General features: G+C 50.0%; 19 protein-coding genes. 11 read left to right on the top strand and 8 right to left on the bottom strand.

What is annotated here, in order from left to right; translation table 11 throughout:
* Positions 1 to 61: 61 nt before the first annotated feature.
* Entirely contained in the window at positions 62 to 364 is a 303-nt protein-coding gene (locus V7676_RS18870) for a cation:dicarboxylate symporter family transporter (protein ID WP_442955458.1), read from the top strand.
* 248 nt (positions 365 to 612) lie between these two features.
* Here the strand turns inward: V7676_RS18870 and V7676_RS16350 are convergent, their stop codons facing one another.
* The 5 genes from V7676_RS16350 to V7676_RS16330 all read right to left on the bottom strand — a co-directional run bounded on the left by V7676_RS16350 (position 613) and on the right by V7676_RS16330 (position 6471).
* On the bottom strand, positions 613 to 2634 hold the full coding sequence (locus tag V7676_RS16350; RefSeq protein WP_335660678.1) for an oleate hydratase: 2022 nt from the start codon (positions 2632 to 2634) through the stop codon (positions 613 to 615).
* A 62-nt stretch (positions 2635 to 2696) separates the two neighbouring features.
* Entirely contained in the window at positions 2697 to 3107 is a 411-nt protein-coding gene (locus V7676_RS16345; protein WP_335660677.1) for a BLUF domain-containing protein, read from the bottom strand.
* Positions 3108 to 3282: 175 nt separating this feature from the next.
* On the bottom strand, positions 3283 to 3924 hold the full coding sequence (locus V7676_RS16340) for a response regulator transcription factor (RefSeq protein WP_335660676.1): 642 nt from the start codon (positions 3922 to 3924) through the stop codon (positions 3283 to 3285).
* Complete coding sequence (locus V7676_RS16335; RefSeq protein WP_335660675.1) at positions 3914 to 5446, bottom strand: PAS domain-containing sensor histidine kinase; 1533 nt, start codon at positions 5444 to 5446, stop codon at positions 3914 to 3916. Before V7676_RS16335 ends, V7676_RS16340 begins: the two co-directional genes overlap by 11 nt.
* Before the next feature lie 410 nt (positions 5447 to 5856).
* Complete coding sequence (locus tag V7676_RS16330; RefSeq protein ID WP_335660674.1) at positions 5857 to 6471, bottom strand: RNA polymerase sigma factor; 615 nt, start codon at positions 6469 to 6471, stop codon at positions 5857 to 5859.
* 309 nt (positions 6472 to 6780) lie between these two features.
* Here V7676_RS16330 and V7676_RS16325 point away from each other — a divergent pair, with 309 nt between their 5' ends.
* The 10 genes from V7676_RS16325 to V7676_RS16280 all read left to right on the top strand — a co-directional run bounded on the left by V7676_RS16325 (position 6781) and on the right by V7676_RS16280 (position 18717).
* Positions 6781 to 7050 carry a hypothetical protein gene (locus V7676_RS16325; protein ID WP_335660673.1) on the top strand — a complete coding sequence of 90 codons (270 nt, stop codon included), beginning with the start codon at positions 6781 to 6783 and terminating at the stop codon, positions 7048 to 7050.
* A gap of 283 nt (positions 7051 to 7333) precedes the next feature.
* The gene (locus V7676_RS16320; RefSeq protein ID WP_335660672.1) at positions 7334 to 8908 is read left to right on the top strand and encodes an oleate hydratase; all 1575 of its coding nucleotides are present in this window, start codon (positions 7334 to 7336) and stop codon (positions 8906 to 8908) included.
* A 347-nt stretch (positions 8909 to 9255) separates the two neighbouring features.
* On the top strand, positions 9256 to 10653 hold the full coding sequence (locus tag V7676_RS16315; protein ID WP_335660671.1) for a hypothetical protein: 1398 nt from the start codon (positions 9256 to 9258) through the stop codon (positions 10651 to 10653).
* An 18-nt stretch (positions 10654 to 10671) separates the two neighbouring features.
* Positions 10672 to 12114 carry a YfcC family protein gene (locus V7676_RS16310; RefSeq protein WP_335660670.1) on the top strand — a complete coding sequence of 481 codons (1443 nt, stop codon included), beginning with the start codon at positions 10672 to 10674 and terminating at the stop codon, positions 12112 to 12114.
* Positions 12115 to 12268: 154 nt separating this feature from the next.
* On the top strand, positions 12269 to 13498 hold the full coding sequence (locus V7676_RS16305) for an arginine deiminase (protein ID WP_335660669.1): 1230 nt from the start codon (positions 12269 to 12271) through the stop codon (positions 13496 to 13498).
* A 39-nt stretch (positions 13499 to 13537) separates the two neighbouring features.
* Positions 13538 to 14539, top strand: a complete 1002-nt coding sequence (gene argF, locus V7676_RS16300) for an ornithine carbamoyltransferase (protein WP_335660668.1) — start codon at positions 13538 to 13540, stop codon at positions 14537 to 14539.
* Between the two features lie 3 nt (positions 14540 to 14542).
* A complete protein-coding gene (gene arcC, locus V7676_RS16295; protein WP_335660667.1) occupies positions 14543 to 15499 on the top strand; it encodes a carbamate kinase in 957 nt (318 codons plus the stop codon).
* The gene (locus tag V7676_RS16290) at positions 15496 to 16170 is read left to right on the top strand and encodes a type 1 glutamine amidotransferase domain-containing protein (RefSeq protein WP_335660666.1); all 675 of its coding nucleotides are present in this window, start codon (positions 15496 to 15498) and stop codon (positions 16168 to 16170) included. Before arcC ends, V7676_RS16290 begins: the two co-directional genes overlap by 4 nt.
* Before the next feature lie 296 nt (positions 16171 to 16466).
* The gene (locus V7676_RS16285; RefSeq protein ID WP_335660665.1) at positions 16467 to 17192 is read left to right on the top strand and encodes a lysophospholipid acyltransferase family protein; all 726 of its coding nucleotides are present in this window, start codon (positions 16467 to 16469) and stop codon (positions 17190 to 17192) included.
* Positions 17193 to 17433: 241 nt separating this feature from the next.
* Positions 17434 to 18717: a hypothetical protein gene (locus V7676_RS16280; RefSeq protein ID WP_335660664.1), complete on the top strand. Its 1284-nt coding sequence runs from the start codon at positions 17434 to 17436 to the stop codon at positions 18715 to 18717.
* A gap of 116 nt (positions 18718 to 18833) precedes the next feature.
* Here the strand turns inward: V7676_RS16280 and V7676_RS16275 are convergent, their stop codons facing one another.
* The 3 genes from V7676_RS16275 to V7676_RS16265 are packed head-to-tail and all read right to left on the bottom strand — an operon-like array spanning position 18834 to position 20420.
* Positions 18834 to 19601, bottom strand: a complete 768-nt coding sequence (locus V7676_RS16275) for a hypothetical protein (RefSeq protein ID WP_066746010.1) — start codon at positions 19599 to 19601, stop codon at positions 18834 to 18836.
* 22 nt (positions 19602 to 19623) lie between these two features.
* Complete coding sequence (locus tag V7676_RS16270; RefSeq protein WP_335660663.1) at positions 19624 to 20076, bottom strand: DoxX family protein; 453 nt, start codon at positions 20074 to 20076, stop codon at positions 19624 to 19626.
* Entirely contained in the window at positions 20073 to 20420 is a 348-nt protein-coding gene (locus tag V7676_RS16265) for an ArsR/SmtB family transcription factor (protein ID WP_335660662.1), read from the bottom strand. Before V7676_RS16265 ends, V7676_RS16270 begins: the two co-directional genes overlap by 4 nt.
* Between the last annotated feature and the right edge of the window lie 80 nt (positions 20421 to 20500).

Below are 20500 nucleotides of genomic sequence, written 5' to 3'. Positions count from 1 at the left end.
TACAGTCACTGCAATGAAACCAAAACACTCACTTATTTTATGCAGCCAGTCTGTCTATTGAATGCTGACGGGGGACAATCAAAGCGTTGCAATACTTTTCCTGGCGCAAATTTCGGGAGTAGGCCTTAGTCCGGCTGAAACACTGCTTTTGGTGGGGACTCTTGTAGCATCATCGATTGGCGCACCGGGTACCCCCGGCGTGAGCATCGCGATACTGGCGAGCGTTGCAGCAGGATTTGGAATTCCTGCCACCGGGCTTGTAATCATTCTTGGCGTAGACCGGCTTTTGGACATGTCTAGGACGGTTGTGAATGTGACAGGTGATATCACCGCCGCCGTGATAATGAAAAATACCTTGACTTGAGCCAGCCTAATTCATCTATCCCATTTTGCGATCCATGTGGCTAATTTTCCTCCATTTTCAAAGTATACCATGAGAAGTAAGGCGCGCGAATTGCGTCAAATGCGGTCTCGACTTTTGCACCCAAAGATGGAGTGTCCGTAGTCAGATACGGGTAGTTGAGCTTAATAGCCCCGCACTACATAGCTATTCGTGGCCAAGATCGGTTAGGTAGTTGCAAAGAGCTCTCGGGTAGAGCCCCCTTGGAGGCTTCATCGACCTCCGCGCAGCTTGTCTGTCACACCCTGAATCCAAGTTTTTGCGGTATCCAGCGTGTGGCTCTCTTCAATAAGCCCGCGCAAAGAGCTCAGCTGCTGCTCAAACATTCCGTGTTTGCGTAAATCGGCGACCTCCTCTTTCGGGCCAAGGGGCAGGATATGTTCGAGATACGTTCCCCCCAGAAGGCGACGAAGGAGGCCTTCGCCCAAAAACTCCTCGTCATTGTTAAGCGTCCGTGTTGCCCGCAACAAACGGCGAATATCATACTGACCGGGGTAGATGTCGGGGACCTGCTTCTTAATACCGAGTAGGCTATAGACGCCGGTGCGAGCCGTACGGACAGAGCTTTCCAGTGTGAATACGACGTCGTTGTGAGTTTCCACAAATTGACCGAGACACGCCAGGTTGGTGGAGCCTTCGGGTACCGCCCAGGGGCGGTCGCCTTTGGCACGGGGCATGAACTGTGCGGTAATATAGGGCATCAGCGCGGTGCGCACCTTGGTGGCGTCGAGCACCGCGTCGACCTGGTCAATCAGGCCGAGGTGAAAACACAATTCGGTCAGTATTTCATCGCCTGTGCAATCCGGCATCGGTTTTTTGACATAATCTCCGGGCGCGTCCATTATCAACGCATAAACCCATGGCACAATTACATCATCTGGCTGCTCTGGGAAGTGTGGTTGGCGGTTGATGGTCAAACTCATCAACCAAGCGGAGTCGGTGAAAGTGACGATGCCGCCCGTGACCGTTTTACCAGAATATGGATCGTTGACTGACAGTTCCTTCAGCTTGTCGACCAGCGGTGAGGGCCTGCAGGTCAGCGTCGCTGATTCCCACGTTGACCTGGGCACGTTGCCGCAAAATTTTTCAGGCCTTCCGAAGCTGGAGGATTTCCGGGCAAGGTTCTTCCACAACCGCCAGCTTGCGCCGACACACTGGTCCGGTGCGTTCACTTTTTGTGGTGGAGCGGTATGGTTCTCACCATAGGCCGTGTCCTCGACGATTGACCCTATGGTCACGAAGGCCAGATCACGTGCGCCAAGCGTGATGGTCTTGTCACCCGTGCCGATATGGCACTGGATTGCGGTAGTGGTTTTCGTCTCGCCGGTGACGTCCATCTCTAAGTCATACACAATCGTGTCGTACTGGATTTTGACGCCCTTATCTTTTAGCCAGGCCATCAATGGGCGGACAAAGCTATCATACTGATTGTACTTGGGAAAGACGAGCGCAGTCATGTCGTTCAGACCATCCATCAGATGTAAGAAGCGATGCATGTACAATTTCATTTCGAGCACTGAATGCCATGTCTGAAAGGCGAACATAGTGCACCAGAACATGTAGAAATTGGTCTTGAGAAATCCCTCGCTGAACCAATCTGCTACTGTGATGTCGTCCAAATCTTCCTTCCGCGCCAGAAAAAGCCGGACTAGCTCTAGCTGGTGCAACCGGCCAAGCCCCATGGTTGAGAAGTCCCCGATCTGGCCTTGTTTTTCCAGAAGTCGGGCTTTCGACCAGTTCTTGTCGGCATCATTTACAATCCGGTATTCATCAAGCACCGTGAAGGGCTTGGGAAGTTCCACAGCGGGTATTTCAGAGAAAACGTCCCAGAAGTTTTGATAGGTCATCTCCATCTCGCGGCCACCGCGAACGATATAGCCTGCCTCGGCATCGCCGGCCCCATCGAGCGCGCCTCCCTCGATTTTCTGGGATTCCAGAATCGTAATGTTCTGGCCTGGCATATGGCCGTCACGAATAAGGAAAAACGCAGTGGACAGACCGCCGATCCCGCTTCCGACGATATAGGCATGACGGTCTTCGATACCGTCAGTCGGGAGCGGGCGATGATTGGTATAGCTCCCGTGCAGGTCAGCGGGTGGTAGAGAGGTGTCGAGGCCGTTATGCAAATGCCGGGACGAGGCATCAGGGGTCACATCCACGTCTTGTTCGGCCATGGCGTCAAAGTGGGTCTTGAGGCGTGCGTGGTCTAGATTTGGCTTATCGGGGAAAGTCATAGCGGCCTCCTTTCGGGGGATTCATTTTTATTCATGCCAATACATAAAGCTGGTCATGTTCATTAGGCGCGGCAAAACGCTCGCATCATGCGAACTACACGTTGGCGGTCAACAGCGGACGATTCTTGACCGCCAAAGTCGATAAGAGGTGCTATATGTCGATCAATATACTCAGCCTTGCCAACATAAGCCAATGTCCAATCTGGACAGTTTTTTTGTTTAATTGGTATGTCTTCTATGATGGTCACATTGGAATGACGCTGATCACTATTTATCACAAGCATCAAGTCATCAACCTTAACACTTGGTACCTGGAGAATCTGAGCAAAATATCTTTCTGTCGCGATTAAAGCGCCGGATATACTAACCAGCGCATTTTTGTGTTTCGCAACAGTGGCAATATCAGCCAATTGTTCGGTGAGTTCTGTCAGGTTAAGCTCGTGGGTACTTACATAAACGACCGATTTAAGCATAAACTCACCCCTACTTAGCCGAACAAAAAGCAAACCAATGGATGTATGTATATAAGTGATACTACGGAGAGCCCGTTTCCGACCGATTGTCGGTGTTCAAGCCAGTCAAATTCATTGCCGGACCTCCGGACGAAGTAAAAGCCTGTTTAGGGTTATATAGGCATGGATAGTTAAGTTAGTTTTGGACCGGCTTGGAAGTGATTGTTTCGCCCTCTTCAGCAGAAAAACAAATGCGCAAGGCTTCTGCAAGACTGCGTACACGCAGTTTTTCCATCATGTTGGCACGGTAAACCTCCACAGTGCGCGGTGAAATGCCCAGATCATAGGCGATTGTCTTGTTAGGATGGCCGATTGACAAACCATCAAGAACGTCCCGCTCACGCCCGGTTAGGCATGCCAATCTGACTTTCGCTTCGGAAGATGCCATCTCTTTTAGATCACTATTTTCAAGACGCTCAAAGGCTTCTCCCATTGCTGCCAGAAGATGCTCTTTCTCATAGGGTTTTTCGAGGAAGTTGATTGCGCCAACGCGCATGGCCTGTACCGCTATTTCGACATCGCCGTGTCCGGTTAGTATGACCACCGGCATATCAATACCCTCTCTGATCATCTGCCGCTGTACTTCCAAGCCATTCATTTCTGGCATGCGAACATCCAGAAGCACACAGCCCGGTTCGGTATTTTTGGCTAGCTTTAAGAAGGCGATACCCGATTCTAAAGGGCGAACCCTAAACCCCGCATGTCGCAGCATGAAGGCGGCGGAACGGCGCACGGCATCATCATCGTCTACAATATAAACCAGACGTTCATTCGCCATCCAATTGCTCCCCCAACGCTTTCACCAATGTTATATGAAAAATCGTGCCGCCGCCAGAATTGGGTTCAACACTGAGCTTACCCTCATGGGCTTCGATAATCGTACGGCATATGGAAAGGCCGAGCCCTAACCCGCTACCCTTTGTGCTTGAAAACGGATCAAAAATTGTATCGCCTATCTCAGGATCAATTCCGCTGCCGGTGTCAGAAACCGCTATCTCCACCCTTTCATCAGAATGTGATTTCACGGAAATACTCAGCTGTTTGACCGGGCTATCTTCCATCGCTTCAATGGCATTGCGCATCAGATTGACCATCACCTGTTGGATTTGAACGCGGTCAACGAACACGTGATTGGAGTCAGGCGCAATGTCGATTGACCAACTCACACCTTTTTCATTCGCACCAATGAGACCCAATGTAGTAGCATCCTCGATCAGTTGCGCGATCGATGTTATCTGTCTGTTGATTTCTCCTTTAGCGACAAATTCACGCAGCCGCCTGACGATTTTGCCCGCACGCAGGCTTTCGGACACACTTTCTTGCAAAGCTTCACGAAAAAGCTCTTCATTATTATCTAAGCCGCCATCAATCAGGTCACGGGCAGCGGACAGATAGTTCGCGATAGCGGTGAGTGGTTGATTGATTTCATGCGCCAGTGCAGAGGCCAAAGTGCCGACAGCGCTAAGTCGGGATGCATGAAGCAATTCTGCTTGCAGTGTCTGAATTTCATCAGCCGCTTTTGTTTTGTCTGTGAGATCGACGATAAAGCCAGTGAATAGACAATGGTCACCGATCTGCGCTTCACCAACCTCCAGTTGCATCGGGAATATAGTGCCATCTTTGCGAAGACCTTCAACCTGACGCCCGATCCCGATAATATGTTTTTCTTTGGTACTAAGATAACGCTCGAGATAGCCGTCATGGGCTTCCCGATGGGGTGCGGGCATTAGCATACTGACATTCTCGCCAACCACTTCGCTTTCGGCATAGCCGAACACAGCTTCTGCGGTTACGCTGAATGAACTTATGTTGCCGCGCTCATCGATCACTACCATCGCATCGGGAACAGTTGCTAATATTGATTTCAATATTGCGTCGTTCTGCTCAGATGTATCTGGTATTTTTTGCGATTTGGATGCATTTCGAAAAGTGATAATGACGGCTTCGGTGATGCCATTTTCATCCAAGAGCGATGCCATCGTACATTCCAGCAAATGAACAAAACCATCAAGGGAATTTAATTCAATCTTAATCGGTTTATCTGTTTCCTGTGTCTTGCCGCCAAGCATATCTTCCAGTTCTTTTCGGAAAGCAGGGCGGTATTGTTCAGAAATCAATCTCAGCGGAACGTCGATGGGCAAGTTCTCCAGATGTGATATTCCGATCATCGCCAGTCCGGCTTTATTGAGACTGAAAACTCTGAGATTGTGATCAACAATAGCGATGGATTCTGGCAAAGCATCTAAAACAACCTCCAGATCGTTTCGACGATTTTCTTCAATGACATGGATATCGCGCACGGAGAAACATCCTCATGTGGTTGATTTCATTCTCGGATCTGAACCTACACTGTTTTTTGGATCTTCCAAGCTCTAAGACCCCGTTAAGATTGAATAGGAGGAAGCGGAGGCCCCAGGAAGTCGAGAACAACGATACCGGTGCGAGACCGCCAGCACGGCGGCTGGGATCGGCGTGATCGGTGCCCTGGAGGCCACCGCTGGGCTGCCCCATGCACGCGGACTCTCGCCCGCTCCCAAGCCCAATACTAGTCCATGTAACCAACGCGTTGATAGCAATATTGATCATTAGATGCCCTATTCTGTAATTAACTTGTCGCCCATGAAAAATTCAGCCATCGGGTGCTGTTCAGGAATGTTTCTGGGTTTGAGCAGACACAGAATCATTTATTTTGCGTCTGGAGGCAGTGGAATTAGCCAAGTGGCATACCGGCGTTCGTCGCAGGTTGCGCTATATGCGCGTTAGCTCGGCAGATGACTTGCAAATCACACTCAGTGGAGCAACTTTCATGAGCGATATTAATTTCCCGGCCCAAGGCCTTGCGCGATCGGTGCAATTTCACACGAAGCGTATTGGCTGATAAACCAATGTCTTTCGATATCTTCGTTCGGTCTTCTGCGCGTAAATCAGCCCGTTCGATCAATTTTTTGTAGTTGGGATTTAGCTTGGAGAGATTTTTCTGGATGCATGGAAAGTCTGTTTCAGGCTCCTCTTCTGCTGGCCCCGAGAGCTCCAGGAACGTGGCATATTCGTTCAATTTTTTGGTCTCTTGAGTCCGCTTTCTGAAATGATCTGAAAGAACCGAACGCAATATGCTCGAGAGCCATCCGCGAATTTTCTCGCAGCTTTGAAGATCATCGGCCCGTGTCAAAACACGGACGAAAAAATCCTGCAACACATCCTGTGCATCTTGTTCATTCCGGGTGTGCCGCAGGAGAAAGTGAAAGATACGATCTTTGGATTCCACCAGTGCCTCGTTTACTAATCTTCGATTTTTCGAAATGGAACTCTTAATCTGGGTAGACATTTTTATTCCTTCCCTCTTGCGTTTGATTTCCTGGTTTTGGCTCGCCTCAAAATTTGTATTTTACATAAGGAGATACGACCGTGCAGGAGGGACCCCTCAAAAAAATCGCCATTATACGTATAATTACTGAGGGGTGAAGCGAGCCCGCTCGTATGAGCGTACGGTGCCTTTGCAAAAAATATCGGCCGAGCAAGGGCACCGGGCGGCATGAAACCTTCTTTGTTTTTTCGTGCTGCGTGAGCAGAATTTATATGTGTTTGTCAGGGTAAGGAGTTACTAGATTGTGTCGCTGGCCGAGAGATAACATATTTGATTTATGTGACGGTGGTGATTGGCCCGCTTTTATTGTCCTCTATTCGTGACGTGCGTATCTTTGGCGTGCTCGCAGCTCTGGTTCTAGCGGTCACGTTCATGTTTTTCGCTTATGCCTATGCGTCGTTGTTTTGCTTTGGAGGCGCGTTGATGTCGGCCTATCTTGTCTGGATGATATTCCGTGGCCGCGAGCGTCCCGGCATGGCCGAGAATGTAGCCGACGGAGAATCCCAGGACAGCAACATTGCTTATAAAGCGTCGGTATAAGTATCAGCTGTTTATCTCAGCCATCGGCTGCCGCTTCAGCTTGCCGGATATATCGTTTGTTTCGCTTTTTGCATTCGATGAAAAATGCGTCACCTGCGTATTTTGTCGTAAAAATTGGTGTTCGATGGGAGCGTGGGTAGTGTTGATCAGAATGCTTCATCAACTCAATAGGCAGCGATTAAGAAAAATAGTGTAATATCGTACCGCAGCTCGCGTCCTTGTTTTTGTCCAGCTGATGCCGTGAAATATGTAACGCGGCTGACTTGACCGAAGGGAAAGCAGAATGGTTGAAGATAAAAAAGCATATCTTGTTGGCGGCGGGATAGGGTCTCTTGCTGCTGCTGCATTCATGATCAGGGATGGCGGCATGCCAGGCGCAAATATAACCATCTTTGATGCAATGGCTGTTTTAGGAGGAAGCCTAGATGGCGCTGGGGATCCAGAAAAAGGGTATGTAATACGTGGCGGCAGAATGCTCACAACCGATAATTATGAATGCACATGGGAGCTTTTCAAAACGATTCCCTCAATTCAAGATCCGGACGTATCGGTTTATGATGAGACAATCGCCTTTAATTTGCGGATGAAAGCGCATTCCAAGGCACGACTGGTCGATCATAATCGCTCAATTTTGGATGTCAGTTCAATGGGCTTTAGCATGTCAGACCGGATGGAGCTGCTAAAACTGACGCAAGCAAGCGAAGAAACACTGGGGACCAGCATTATAACAGACTGGCTTTCCCCGGCGTTTTTTACCACCAATTTCTGGCACATGTGGCAGACGACTTTTGCTTTTCAACCTTGGCATAGCGCTGTTGAATTTAGGCGATACCTGCATCGGTTCATGAAAGAATTTTCAAGAATTGAAACGCTCGCGGGCGTGAAGCGCACCGAATATAATCAATATGACTCGCTCGTTCTCCCGCTTTTAAATTGGCTTGAGGCAAAAGATGTGCGGTTTCTTCACGACACTATGGTGACAGACATTTCGCTCAAAACTGACAAATCCATGATCACAGTTACTGATATCAAGCTAAATCAAGACGGCGCGGAGAAATCCATCGCGGTCAATGAAAATGACATTGTCATCTTCCAAAATGGTTCAATGACTGATGCCTCCAGCCTTGGCTCGATGAAAAGCGCTCCCGATAAACTAACAAAAGCCGATAGCGGCGGCTGGGCCCTTTGGGAAAAACTGGCCGAAGGCCGACCGGATTTTGGCAATCCTGCGGCATTTAAATCGAGCATTCCGGAGTCCTATTGGGCTTCCTTTACCGTGACGCTGAAAGATCCATCTTTTTTTGATCAAATGGAGGCCTTCTCTGGCAATAAGGCTGGTACCGGCGGTTTGGTTACGTTCAAGGACTCCAATTGGCTTATGTCAGTTGTGTTGGCCCATCAGCCACATTTCATCAATCAGCCTGATAATATTCAGGTGTTTTGGGGTTATGCATTGCACCCAGATCGGATCGGCGATTTTGTAGCGAAACCAATGTCCGACTGTACCGGTGAAGATATTCTTCGGGAACTTTGCGGCCATCTCAACTTTGACATGAATACGACTTTCCAAAACGCAAACTGTATTCCGTGCCGGTTGCCCTATATTACCAGCATGTTTATGCCGCGGGCGTTGACCGATCGCCCGCTCCCGGTCCCGGAAATATCCCGGAACCTTGGATTTGTAAGCCAGTTTGTAGAAGTGCCCGAAGATGTAGTTTTTACAGTTGAATATTCTATCCGAGCTGCCCAGATGGCCGTGTACCAACTCATGGATATAGACATGGAAATCCCGCCAATCCGCCACCACGACAAATCTCTGAAGGTCAATATTGATGCCGTAATCAAGTCCTTCAAATAGGACCGGATATCCAGGATTGCCCGGTTAAACTCTGATATGAATTGAACATTCCAAGGCATTCCTGTTTGCATACAGCAATGCAGCGCCAAAGGCGTTTGACCTTTCAAGTTTAGGTCATTGGGATAATTGCATTTATTAAGCCGCTGCAGGAATGAGCCAAATCATCGGAAGCCTCAACCATCTGGCTCACTCTAGCGAGCTTGGAGGTCTCCAACACCACCTCATCGGCGCAGACGGACTGTAATGAAATACCTGGCTCTACGTCCTTCATAGTATCGTTCGAAGAATGTTTCAGCACCCGCTGCTCGGCAGCTGCGTGTCCGCAGTCTATCAGGAAATGACTTAATATGTATCCAATAGCCCATCATGTCGTCGTTCCACTACGCACTGGACGACTGTCAGGTCTGAAAAGCCATTCGCGAGGCTCATCCAAGACGGCCTTCATTTGCAGTTTACCATTCCTGTTAGCAGGATTGGTTGTCAATTCTGCGCCTGCCGCTGCGCAAGTGAACGTCTATGACTCCGAAGAATTATCGGTTGATGTTGCCCTTGATGCCTCTTCGGTGTTGTTCGTCCAGAGCAATTCCTGGTTTGGCGAGCCCGAAGCCAATATTGGTGTTGATAGCAAAAACTGGGCGGAATTTGCGATCGAACCGCAAATATACTTCAAAGTAAAAGATATTTTTGGAGGAGAGCTGTCTGCTGCGGCTTCCGTGGTCAGCACAAAAACCTATGGGGAAAGTGCGGACGGTTTCGCCGCAGGCCTCAACGATCCGGGCAAGACAACATTGGAGAAGCTCTATGTTGGATGGAAAGCTGAATTGGGCGCTGATGACTTTATCGAGGTGATAGGCGGCGATTTTGACTATCAGATTGGTACCGGATTTCTCGTCAAGGATGGGGGCCGCGATGGCGGCGACCGAGGTGGGTTTTATCTCGGCGCGCGGAGTGCTTCCAGAAACAGTGCATTGGTGCGGGTGAAATATGATAACCTGCAGGTAGAGGGTTTTTATCTCGGCAACAATCCTGGCCGTGGCGGAATTAAGGCGCATGTCGGAGGGGTTAATGCTGAATATAGCATCCCGGACCGTTTCTCGATTGGCGCGACATACATCCAGGTGGCTCACTTTGATGACCCTCTTTTAGCAAACACAGCTGAAAACCTGAAGACTTATGACGTTCGCGGTTCTGTCAATGTCAACGATCAACTCAAGCTGTCCGGTGAATATGCGATCCAGCGTGGCGCCGCTTTTTACCGCGGCCAGGGTTGGTATCTACAGACTGATTATACGGTCGATAGTCTGCCGTTCACGCCGACAATTACATATCGCTATGCGGTTGTTAGCGGCGATGACCCTGGCACTCCTCAGAACGAAGAATTTATTCCGCTAGCATATGGCTTCACCGATTATGGTCAATGGTATCAGGGCGAAATTGCCGGGAATTGGATATTCGGAAACTCAAATCAGAAAACTCACATGATAAAGGGCTCTGCGGCGTTAAGTGACAAAGTTTCGCTGACCGGATCATGGCTGAATTTCACTCTGGACGAACCTGAAAAACTTGGTGTCACGGACAGCGCATTTGGCAACGAATTTGACCTTTGGCTCGATTGGCAAGCCTCAGAGCGATTGTTCCTGTCTGCTGCTGGTGCGGTGCTGGTTCCACAAGACGGTGCCAAACAATTTACCGGGGGCAGCAAAACATGGGCTCATTTCATGCTCTATGCGAGTGTTTCATTTTAAAAAATAGGCGGGTTCAACATGACCGACAAGACCGACAGCGCTCCAACAAAAACCAGATCTTTCAAATTCCCAACCGCATATACGATCCTCTTCGCCCTGATTGCCCTTGCCGCGGCTGCAAGTTGGGTCGTTCCAGCGGGCCAGTATGACCGAATTGAAAGCGTTGAACTGGGACAGGAGGTTCCGGTTCCCGGTTCCTACAAGCCTGTTGAGGCCAACCCCCAAGGCGTCGTTGATGTTTTTCTAGCCCCAATTGGAGGCTTTTACGATTCTGATACCGGGAAAGCTCGTGCGATTGATGTCGCTCTATTCGTGTTAATAATCGGCGGATTTCTGGGAGTCGTGAACAGCACCGGAGCGATTGAGAAGGGCATTGCAAGAGCCATGCAGCGATTAAAGGGACATGAAATTTTGATGATCCCGATATTGATGGCGCTGTTTGCAGTAGGGGGCACGACGATTGGGATGGCTGAAGAGACGCTCGCATTTTATGCGCTTCTTATCCCGGTGCTGATTGCTGCGGGCTATGACAAGGTCGTTGCGGTTGCGGTGATATTGTTGGGTGCCGGCATTGGCGTTCTGGGCTCAACCATCAACCCATTTGCCACCGTGATTGCATCCAATGCCGCTGGTATTCCGTTCACAGATGGCTTGGCCTTGCGGGCCATATTGCTTGTCCTAGGTTGGACAGCGTGTGTGGCCTATGTCATGCGCTATGCTGCCCGTGTCAAAAAGGATCCGTCAAAATCGATTCTGGCAGACTTGGCTTCGCCAGTTGATACGCCTTCAACAGACGAAGTGACGGAAACCGACAGCGACAATCTGTCGTGGTCTCAATTCGCTGTTTTGGGCATCTTCATATTAACATTCGCTGTGATGATCTGGGGCGTATCCTCCCAAGGTTGGTGGATGGACAAAATGTCCGCCCTGTTTCTGTTTGCCGCCATTGTTGTAGCTTTGGTTACCTGGATGGGCGAAGAAAAATTCACCGGATCGTTCGTCAGCGGCGCCCGCGATTTATTAGGTGTGGCGCTTATCATCGGCATCGCCCGGGGCATTGTTGTGATCATGGACGCCGGAAAGATAACTGACACGATATTATTCGCTGGCGCGGACCTTCTCAGCGGCCTTTCCCCCGTGGGCTTTGTGAATGTGTCGTTTGGGATAGAATTGGTTTTATCCTTTTTTGTTCCGTCATCCTCAGGTCTCGCGGTGCTTACAATGCCCATTATGGCTCCTCTGGCAGACTTTGCCCAAGTTGATCGATCATTAGTGGTGACGGCGTATCAATCTGCCAATGGCCTTGTAAATCTTATCAATCCAACCTTCGCAGTTGTTATGGGCGCGCTGGCCATTGGCGGGGTCCCCTACAACCGGTGGCTTCGTTTTATGTGGCCGCTTTTGGTTCTGCTAACTGTACTCATCATGGCAGGGCTCAGCATTTCCGTGATAGCCGCCTGATGTTGGCACATTCTGGACAAACAGATGCCGTCAGTTGGTTTTCTGAAGACTTTGAGAACGGCTTTACGAGTCTCGCGGTACTTTCTGGTTCTCAAACGAATAGTTTTAGGATTGAATTTTTGCATTTTCAAAAAACGAAAAAAGGAAATTAGTCATGACCGGATTTGGTGTTCACTCAGAGATTGGTAAGCTTCGTAAGGTGATAACCTGCCAACCAGGTTTAGCGCATTCGCGGCTAACCCCGGAAAATGCTGAAAGGCTGCTGTATGATGATGTATTGTGGGTTCAAAAAGCGCGAACCGATCACGCCGATTTCAGAATGAAAATGACTGATAGAGGCGTCGAAGTCTACGAATTCAGCGAGCTTTTACGGGATATATTGAAGAAGGTTGAGGCGCGCGCGTGGGTTCTTGATCGTCGCATTACAGAGGATCAGGTGGGAATAGGTCTGATTGGCGAGCTTCGGGCTTGGTTGAACGAGCTTGCCGCTGATCAGCTGGCTCAGTTTCTAATTGGAGGCATCGCTGTTCATGATGTTCCTTTTGCAGTGCACGGTATGTTCGGAAGCTATTTGGGCGTTGACGGATTCATAATACCGCCCTTGCCAAATACGCAATTTCCGCGCGACAATAGCTGCTGGATAGGAAATGGATTGACTCTGAATCCAATGTATTGGCCAGCGCGTCGACCCGAAACCCTTTTGGTCGCTGCGGTTTATCGTTTTCATCCAGCTTTTTCAGAGGGAGACTTTAAAATATGGTGGGGAGACCCTGACACCAACCACGGTCCGGCAACTCTTGAGGGAGGTGATGTCATGCCTTGGGGTGACGGAACGGTTCTTATTGGAATGGGCGAGAGGACATCCCCACAAGCAGTCGGGCAAGTTGCGCGTTCCTTGTTTCAAAATGATGTCGCTACACGCGTTGTTGCCTGCCAGATGCCGCGATCGCGCAGTTCAATGCATTTGGACACTGTTTTTACCCATTGCGACAAAGACGTCGCGACTGCCTTTGTTGAAGTCTGCGATCAGATTCAATGCTACAGTTTGAGGCCTGGCGACAAGCCGAATGAAATCGATTTCAGGACAGAAGATAAGCATCTCTTCGAAATCGCCGCCGAAGCCCTTGGCATTAAAAAGCTAAATATCGTGCAAACTGGAGGCGATGCCTATCAGCAAGAGCGAGAACAATGGGACGACGGTAACAATGTAGTGGCAATCGAGCCAGGGGTCGTCATCGCTTACGACCGAAACACTTCGACCAATACTTTGCTTCGCAAAGCAGGCGTCGAAGTTATCACGGTGAAAGGTTCTGAACTTGGGCGCGGCCGCGGCGGCGGACATTGCATGACCTGTCCGGTTTGGCGCGACCCAGTAGAATTTTGAACAGGTTGATCACTTAACTCCATTTTGAGGACACTATAAATGCCATATAATTTAGCAGGTCGCAGCTTCCTGAAGTTGCTCGATTTTGACGAAAAAGCAGTCCAGTATTTGCTGGATTTGGCACGCGATCTAAAGCGTGCGAAATATGCGGGGACTGAGCATCAACATCTCAAGGGTAAGAATGTATGCCTAATTTTCGAAAAGAGTTCGACAAGGACAATGTGCGCATTTGAAGTTGCTTTGATGGATCAGGGCGCCGGATATACCTATCTCGGGCCATCAGGTTCTCACATCGGCCATAAGGAGACAATGAAGGACACCGCCCGTGTGCTGGGCCGCATGTATGATGCGATAGAATATCGCGGCTTTGGTCAAGATACAGTAGAAGTGCTTGCCAGATTTGCCGGTGTACCAGTGTATAACGGATTGACTGATGAGTTTCATCCAACCCAGATGCTTGCCGACCTCATGACGATGCGAGAGCATGGAGGTAAGCCGTTGAATCAAATTTCCTATGCGTTTGTCGGAGACGGGCGCAGTAATGTTGGGCATTCGCTCATGATTGCAGGATGCATGATGGGCATGGATGTGCGGATTGGCGCACCGAAAGCGAATTGGCCGACCGACGAATATGTCAAACCGGCACGAGAGTTTGCCGAAAAATCGGGCGCCCGGCTGACTATTACGGAGGATCCGGTTGCGGCCGTAGCGGATTGTGATTTTGTCAGTACTGACGTCTGGGTCTCAATGGGAGAGGCAGAGGATGTCTGGGCCGAGCGCATCAAGCTGCTCATGCCCTATCAGGTCAATAAAGCTTTGATGGATGCCACCGGCAATCCCGCCGCCAAGTTCATGCATTGCTTGCCCGCTTTTCATAATGATGAGACCGAAATCGGCAAAGACATATTCAAAAAATTCGGGATTACTGAAATGGAAGTTACAGACGAAGTTTTTGAGTCACCTGCAGGCATCCAATTTGATCAGGCTGAAAACCGGCTTCATACCATCAAAGCAATCCTTGTCTCGACGATCGGAGCATAGGTCATGCGCATAGTAGTTGCCCTAGGCGGGAATGCACTGCTCCGGCGAGGACAGGCCCTTACAGCAGAAAATCAACGTGAAAATGTCAGGGTTGCAGCCAATGCGCTTGCCCCGATCGCCGCTGAACATGAGCTAGTTATAACTCATGGTAATGGGCCTCAAGTGGGCCTTCTCGCGTTGCAAGGCTCGGCTTACAAGCCTGATGAAGTTTTTCCATTGGACGTGCTTGGCGCGGAAACAGAGGGAATGATTGGCTATATGATTGAGCAGGAGCTGGCCAATCTTATGCCCAACGGCAAGCAATTTGCCACCGTTTTGACGATGATTCAGGTTAATGCGGATGATCCAGCATTTGCAGAACCAACAAAATTTGTTGGCCCTATATATGCAAAGAGCGAAGCGGACCAGCTTGCTGCTGAGAAAGGTTGGCGGGTAAAGAAGGACGGGAACGGGTGGCGGCGAGTTGTGGCGTCCCCCCGGCCTGTCAGAATCCTCGAGATTGAACCTATTCGCTGGTTGATTGAAAAAGGTGCTATTGTGATATGTGCCGGTGGGGGAGGGATTCCTGCTGTGCAAAATACCGAGGGCAAGCTTGAAGGCGTTGAGGCTGTAATTGATAAAGATTATGCGAGCGAACTTCTGGCAAGGAAGCTCAATGCTGATCTCTATATAATGGCAACCGATGTCGAGGCCGCTTATTCAGATTGGGGCGGGCCGACACAACGCGAAATCCGGCGTGCGACGGTCGATGGAATTGGGGCTTACGATTTTCCTGCTGGCTCAATGGGACCGAAAGTCGATGCAGCTCAGATGTTTGTGAGCGCGACCGGACGAAAGGCGGCCATAGGCGCTCTCAGTCATTTAGCGGCAATTGTTGGAGGATATGCAGGGACAACTATTGCTGCCGATGGCCCTGCACTTGAATGGGGTGACACAGACAAAAAAGGGAAATACTCATGAAAATACTCATAGTTCTGACCTCACATGATACGCTGGGCGAATCGGGCAGAAAAACTGGCTTTTGGCTTGAGGAGTTTGCCGCTCCCTATTATGTTTTTAAGGATGCCGGCGCGGATATTATCCTGGCCTCGCCTAAGGGCGGACAGCCGCCGATTGATCCAGTAAGTGATGAAGAAGATGCACAAACCGAGGCGACCAAGCGATTTAAAGCCGACAAGGATGCGCAAAAAGCACTGGCTGAGACCGAGATATTGGCTCAGGTCAGCGATACGGGTTTTAACGCCATTTTTTATCCGGGCGGACATGGCCCGTTGTGGGATTTGGTACAAGACGCCGACAGCAAACGCCTGATCGAGAGTTTCGCCGCCAGCGGCCTGCCCATCGGTGCCGTTTGCCATGCGCCCGCTATATTCAAGCACACCAAAAGCGTGGATGGTACACCGCTGGTTATGGGCAAACGTGTTACTGGTTTTAGCAACACAGAAGAGGCGGCCGTTGGCTTGACTGACATCGTACCGTTCCTTGTCGAGGATATGCTCGCTTCAAATGGTGGTAGCTATGAGAAAGGTGACGATTGGGAGTCATTTGTAGTGATCGATGAGAAACTCGTGACCGGCCAGAATCCAGCCTCTTCCGCAGACGCGGCCCATAAGTTGTTGTCGCTGCTGTAAGAGAGACAAGCTTGCAAAGTTCACTGCAGCTAATATTTCGATTGTTTCAAAATGCAAAAATGTACTGGAAATCGATCTGGCTCCCCGTCTGGAATTTGCAACCGATTATCCAAACGAGACAACTTTTCTCAGCAAATGTGTTTGTGTGCACGGTGACAGCAATCCGGAAAATTATCTACTAATGTCTGGTAGAAAAGCTTTCTATTTTCCGTTGGCTCTTTCGGTGTAACGAAAGTTTCGCTGCGGCGTCTTTAAGGCATGAGGGATGTAACCTCGGTTAATGCCAAAGGTTTTATATGGATACCGTGCGTTCTATCATATTTTATATTGCATGGGCGCTATGGACCGCCCTGTTTGGATTAGCTATTCCCTTCCTCTGGCTGAGCGGCTCACCTCCTAAAATCATCCGGATGCTTTCAAGGTTCTGGGCGCGCGGTATTCTTATTATGCTTTCTGGTATTGTGGGACTAAAATACGTATTATGGAACGGAAAGAGCGCTCCATCAGGGCCTAGCCTGATCATTTCAAACCATCAATCGATGTGGGAAACCCTAGCCGCGTTGGTTTTATTTCCAGATGTCGCAATTGTTGCCAAGCGCGAGCTCCTGCGTATCCCTGTTATGGGCTGGTATTTGCGGCGTTCACCGATGATACTGATCAATCGTGACGCCGCCGCCAATGCTCTACGCCAGATGGTGGATCAAAGCCGGGCAGCTGTAGCCGCCGGGCGCTCCGTGCTCATCTTTCCTGAAGGGACACGCAAGCGCGTCGGTGCGCCCATCGAGTTTAAACGCGGCGTCGAGCTGCTTTACAAGATGCTTGACGTGCCTTCTATCCCCATGGTTGTAAATTCTGGCTCGTTCTGGGGGATTGGCGGTGGCCCGTTGCGGCCGGGCGTCATTACTGTAGCCTTTGCGGCACCCGTCGATCCCAAACTAAACTCGCGAGATTTCATGAAAACGACCACCGCTTTGATGGAGTCAGAGAAGGCCATCATCGACTATCATTTTGACATCAAATAAGAAACGAGACAGTTAAATAACCAGCAAAACCCAAATTTCCATCTAGAAAAAGCTATGCTGTAATATTGTGTAGTTCCGATACTAATAGCCTTAAGGCCTCCGTCTAGCGAACCTTTTGCAATGAGTTCCTGTGGTACTCTGGACGGCCAGTACAGCATATTTGTGCAGGAGCCTGGCCACTCGTCATGGAAAATGTCATAGTCTATGGGCCACCAAATTCACCATCAAACGAAGGAATGGAATGAAAACAGGGTCGGAGATACGCAATGGTGCTCAGCATGCAAATGCGGCCTGTTCATGCATTACGCTTGACCAAGAAATGTTGGTAAAAATACTAGATGAAAACGCCGGCTCGGAAGGTTTCGGCGTTAGCTTGGCGGCCTCGCACCCCTATCTTTTTGCGAACTCGCCGGTCTTTATGTCACTCGAAACAATGGCGGCAATGAAGGCGGTCGTCGAGGCTGTTGAAGCGGGTGTCGCGCTGCCGCCGTTTCGTGCTGCAGCACTCGAATGGGCGCCGGATATCTCTGCCGCAGACTTTGGGCCCGCTGGCGCGCTGATGGGCTATGACTTTCATCTCACCGAAGCCGGGCCCGTTCTGATTGAAGTCAATACGAATGCGGGTGGTGCGTTTCTCAACGCTATTCTCGCCAAGGCCCAACGGGTCTGTTGCTTCGAGGCGGGTTTGGGTATCGATCCATCCCGGCCAAAGCAGGATTTTGATCTCGAGATCGTCGCCATGTTTGAGAGTGAGTGGAAGCACCAGAGACGCAGCGGGCGTCCGGCGGTAATTGCCATCGTCGATGATGAGCCCGAAACGCAGCATCTCTACCCAGAATTGTTGCTGGCAAAGGCGGTGCTAGAAAAGAACGGTTTTTCAGTAATCATTGCCGACCCGAAAACGCTAGTGGTTTCTGATGACGGACTATCAGTTGACGGGGTTCATATCGATCTTGTCTACAACCGACTGGTCGATTTTACGCTCGACGAACCGGATCATAGAGCGCTCAGGAACGCTTATTTGCACGGAAAGGTTGTCGTCACACCTAACCCGCATGTTCATGCTATGTTTGCCGACAAACGCAATCTTGCGCTGCTTTCCGATGCCCCGTTACTTGCTCAAGCGGGATTGGCGGCAGGGGAGGCTAAGATTCTCAAGTCTGCTGTTCCAAAAACTGTGCTCGTTACCGGCGATAATGCGGACGCACTTTGGGCCGATCGCCGCAATTTGTTCTTCAAGCCGGCACGCGGCTATGGCAGTAAGGCCGCCTATCGTGGAGCCAAGCTGACCCGCAAGGTTTGGTCCCAAATCATCGTTGGAAACTATATCGCTCAGACCTATGCCCCGCCGAGTTTCCGCCGCGTCGAGCGCGATGGCAAAACGCTGGAGATGAAGATCGATGTGCGGCTTTATACTTATGAGGGAAACGTGTTGTTGATTGCGGCGCGCTTGTACCAAGGGCAAACGACCAATATGCGGACGCCGGGCGGCGGGTTCGCGCCGGTACTGGAAACACCAAACTAACGACGATATTGTAAAATAAGAATTTCAACCACCCAACACATCTTCGCAGCATATATTATACAAAATTGACAATTCCGATACGCCCAATGGCTGCACAACGTCTGATCCTAATCGATTTACGGGACAATAACGCTGGTTCGGTCAACTCCTGTATTGCCCGTGCGCGTATTTCGTGCCGATACGAACAGCTCGTAGGCGCCTTTTTCGGGTAGGGTGAGATCGCCTCCAAATCGGCCCGGGGCTTCAACGAAATCAAGCTTGCCGCTGGCGATTTTGCGGCCAGCTTGATAGGCTGCGACTTCAACTTCATAGTCTTTAGCATCCCAAAGACCACCACTGGTAATCGGACAGCCGCACATAAGCATGGTTGAGCTCATAACCTCGATTGTTCGGCTACCCTTAGCGCTGTGCGTATTAGGTTGTGGTGCGATAATGTTGACGGCCAAACCGGGTAACTCGACTACCCAACCATCTCCGCTGGTAACGGGCTGTCCGGGAACAATCCAGCGCTGTGACGTAACGCGAATGCTGGCTTGCATCTGAGCCAACGGACCAACGACTTCTGCCGTTATGAGTGTAGGTTGCGACAGATCAAGCTGCGTGGTGAACGCTGCGGCGTCTGGCGTAGCCAGCATTGGGCTTCGCCCTGTCGAATCCATAATCTGTTTGGTGTTCCCTGTGCCTCCGGTTGTTATTCCATCGGCCAGCACTTCCCCGGTTTCTGCGTCGCGCAATACAACTCGGGCACCGCCCATCTGATCACCGACAAACTTGGCATCCTGACTGATAACCCGCACCACCACTTCCGTCGGTTCGGCAAGCGCCGGCGATGACATAGCTAAAATGCCAGCTGTGATTATCTTGTATAATTTTGCAAATTTCATTTTCGCGCTCTCCTTCCGTGCATTAAATACTGTGCTCTTTGCCCTGTCGGTCAATCGCAAACCGGCCCGGTCCGTTCGCATAAAAATAGAGCAATGCGCCCATGATAGCGATATTTTTGAATAGCGGCCCTGTATGACCAGGCGCAATGTGTATGGCCAGTGTAATGGGAATAAGCGTCAGGAGAATCAGCAATGCCGATATCCGAGTCAGGTAGCCAAACGCCAGCGCAGTCCCGAAAACAATAAAGACAGCGCCACTTGTCCAGAGCAACAACGAGGGATCGCCAATCATATTTACAGCATCGCGCCAGGGAGAGTCTTCCATCCGGGCAAGCATGTGAGGATGGGCACCAAAATGGCCAAAACCGCCAATGACAAATATCAAACTCGTAGTAATACGAAAGATGGGATCAAACCAAGTTTTCCTGATTTCAGCCGGTGCAAGCCATGTGTTGAGTTGAGTAAGTCGATTCATGAAATTCTCTCTCCCTGTTCTGACGTTTCAGTACCAAGTTCGGGACAATAAATGTCGCGCAACACCTCAATCACACGGCCTGAGTTCGGGTCAGTAATTCGGTAATATAGCGTCTGCGCTTCGCGCCGAAATGACACTAGCCCATCGCTGCGCAAACGCGCTAAATGCTGCGACAATGCCGACTGACTAAGGCCAACTTCATCTACTAGCGCTCCCACCGTAAGTTCACCGGAGGCAATCAGATGACACATTATCAGTAAGCGCTTTTCATTAGAAAGCGCTTTAAGCAAGTTTGCGGCTTCTGCAGCCTTGTCAGAAAGTAGGGACAGAGATTGATCAGGCATCGAACAGATTCTTATATAAGGAATATCTAAATTAGAGTAATCTAATTTAATGTCAATCGATGTTTGTGTGGCAAAAACTT

This window comes from Parasphingorhabdus sp. (assembly GCF_036963805.1).
Lineage (GTDB): Bacteria > Pseudomonadota > Alphaproteobacteria > Sphingomonadales > Sphingomonadaceae > Parasphingorhabdus.
Note: the sequence above shows the minus strand (reverse complement) of the source record. Positions and strands in the feature narration are given on the sequence as shown.